3 protein-coding genes and 1 pseudogene are annotated in these 2,383 nt (G+C 65.5%); all 4 read left to right on the top strand.

The window, feature by feature from the left end; translation table 11 throughout:
- Positions 1–432, top strand: a 432-nt coding sequence (locus tag AC27IO_RS22930; protein WP_498740960.1) for a calcium-binding protein, incomplete at its 5' end; no start/stop codon positions are given.
- A gap of 62 nt (positions 433–494) precedes the next feature.
- Complete coding sequence (locus AC27IO_RS22925; RefSeq protein ID WP_498740958.1) at positions 495–878, top strand: calcium-binding protein; 384 nt, start codon at positions 495–497, stop codon at positions 876–878.
- A 402-nt stretch (positions 879–1,280) separates the two neighbouring features.
- The gene (locus tag AC27IO_RS22920) at positions 1,281–1,694 is read left to right on the top strand and encodes a hypothetical protein (protein ID WP_498740956.1); all 414 of its coding nucleotides are present in this window, start codon (positions 1,281–1,283) and stop codon (positions 1,692–1,694) included.
- A gap of 203 nt (positions 1,695–1,897) precedes the next feature.
- Positions 1,898–2,383: pseudogene (locus AC27IO_RS22915) on the top strand (TonB-dependent siderophore receptor); the annotation flags it as partial.

The raw sequence follows: 2,383 nt of genomic DNA, 5'->3' as shown, positions 1-2,383 counted from the left end.
GGTGGACAACGCGGGCGATACGGTGATCGAGGCCGGCCAACGGCGGGACCGATGCCGTTGGAGTCTTCCATCACCCACACCCTGGCGGCGAACGTGGAGAACCTGACGCTGACCGGTACGGCCGCCATCAACGGCACCGGCAACGCCCTGGCCAACAGCCTGACTGGCAACAGCGGGGCCAACCGGCTGGACGGTGGCGCAGGTGCGGACGCGATGAGCGGCGGCGCAGGCGACGACGTCTACGTGGTGGACAACGCCAGCGACACTGTGACGGAAGGCGCCAACGGCGGCACGGACACCGTGGAGTCCTCCATCGCCTACACGCTGGGGAGCGACGTGGAGAACCTGACGCTGACGGGATCGTCCGCGCTCAACGGCACCGGCAACGCGCTGAACAACCGGCTGCTGGGCAACGCGGGCGCAACACGCTGACCGGCGGCGCGGGCGCGGACTACCTGGACGGCGCGGCCGGGGCCGACGCGCTGGTCGGCGGGTTGGGCAACGACACCTACTGGCTCGGCAGAGGCTACGGCCTCGACACGATCCAGGAGAACGACACCACCAGCGGCAACCAGGACATCGCGAAGTTCGCCAATGACATCTCGTCGCGCCAACTGTGGTTCCGCAAGTCAGGAAACAACCTGGAGGTGAGCGTCATCGGCACGAACGACAAATTCATGGTGACCGACTGGTATTCCGGTACCAAGAACCAGGTGGAGCGGTTCGACGCGGGGGACGGCAAGAGCCTCACCAACAGCCAGGTGCAAAACCTGGTGCAGGCCATGGCATCGTTCTCGCCGCCCGCGGCGGGGCAGACGACGCTGCCGGCCAACTACCAGAGTGGGCTGGAGTCGGTGCTGGCGGCGAACTGGAAGTGAGGCGGTAGTCCGTTGAAAAAGGGCCAGGTGGCGCTTCGGCGCTGCCTGGCCCTTTCACGTTGACACGTCATCCACCCCAGCGCAACTGCGCGCCCCGAGCAAGCCATTGCAGTGCAGGGGCAGGGCATCGCGTGGCTGCCGTGGTCAAGCATGTCGAGTGCGAAGCGCAATGTGCCGGTTCCCGGGGTAGGGAAACCCTGCCCCTGGTTCGTCTTGTACAGGATGGGCAAACCGATTCGCGCCGATGGCCCGGTGCCGGATGGCTGCCCAGCCGCTTCGGCATCCTGCCTCGGCGGGGCGTTGCCGCCGACCGATGCGCTGGGATGTCGATTCCACGTCCAAAACACAAGGAAGCCCTGAATGAATTTTCGCGCTCGTCTGCGTCAAATCACTGCCACCGCCGTGCTCGTTATCCCGCTGTTCGTCGGCGCCGTCGCATCGGTGCACGCCGCCGCGCCGCGCGCCGAGATCGCCACGCAGGTGAAGACCTATGCATCCACCGATGGGGTCAAGGCCTGGACCCTGCGCTATGGCCCGCGCGAGAAGAACCAGGCGTTGATCCAGGTCACCGATTCCGACAGCGCGATCGACCAGAAGATCCTGCTGGCGACCACCACCAGCACGGCCAAGGACACCCGGTACACGGTCCAGCTCAATGGCCGCCCCTACGTGCTGCTGATCCTCAACGAGAGTTCGGGCGAGTTGTATGTGCCTGGCTCGCAGAAGCCGACCTGGGTGCGCTACGACGCCGACCTGTCGGCGCAGAGCAACCCCGAGCATTACCTGACGGACTACGAGCAGCAAGGCGCGCGCTGATCGTTTGCCCGATTCTTGCGGCGACGCGTTGACCGCAGGGCGCACGATCGTCCCTGCGGTGTCTTTTTTGAGGCAGCCACACCGATGTGCCCTGATGCCACCGCGCTCAGGGCGGAGCCGACGCCCATGCGCGCTGGCTCGGGCCGCATTCGGTCGCCACCGATTTCCATTCAGCCCATCCTTGATTTTCGGAGCTCGGTGCCATGCGTCATGAAGTGTTTTTTGCGTCTCCCTCGTTGGTGGGTGCGACTCTCCTCACTTCGGTTTTTTGCCTCGCCGGCATGCCGGCACATGCCAAAGATGCGCCTTACGCGGACGTGCCGATCCCCTTGTCCATCCGGACGCAACCGCTGGGCGACGCACTCAACGACTTCGCGGCGCAGGCCGGTATGCAATTGCTGGCGCCGCCCGAACTGGTGGCAGGCAAGAAGGCCGCCGCAGTGGCGGGCACACTGACGCGGCGCGACGCATTGCGCCAGATGTTGATGGGTAGCGGACTGGTAGCGGATGTGGAACTCACTGAGCGGCTGATTCTGGTGAGGCCCTCGGAGAGGTCCGCTGCGAAGACGTTTCCCACGCTGCACGTGACCGCCGATGCTGTCTCCAGTCCGAGCATGCAAGGCTATGTCGCGCGAAGTAGCAGAACGGCCACCAAGACGGACACCGCCCTGCTGGAGACGCCCCAGTCG

The organism is Acidovorax sp. KNOB132 (genome assembly GCF_057541515.1).
This window is presented reverse-complemented; position numbering and strand designations above follow the sequence as displayed.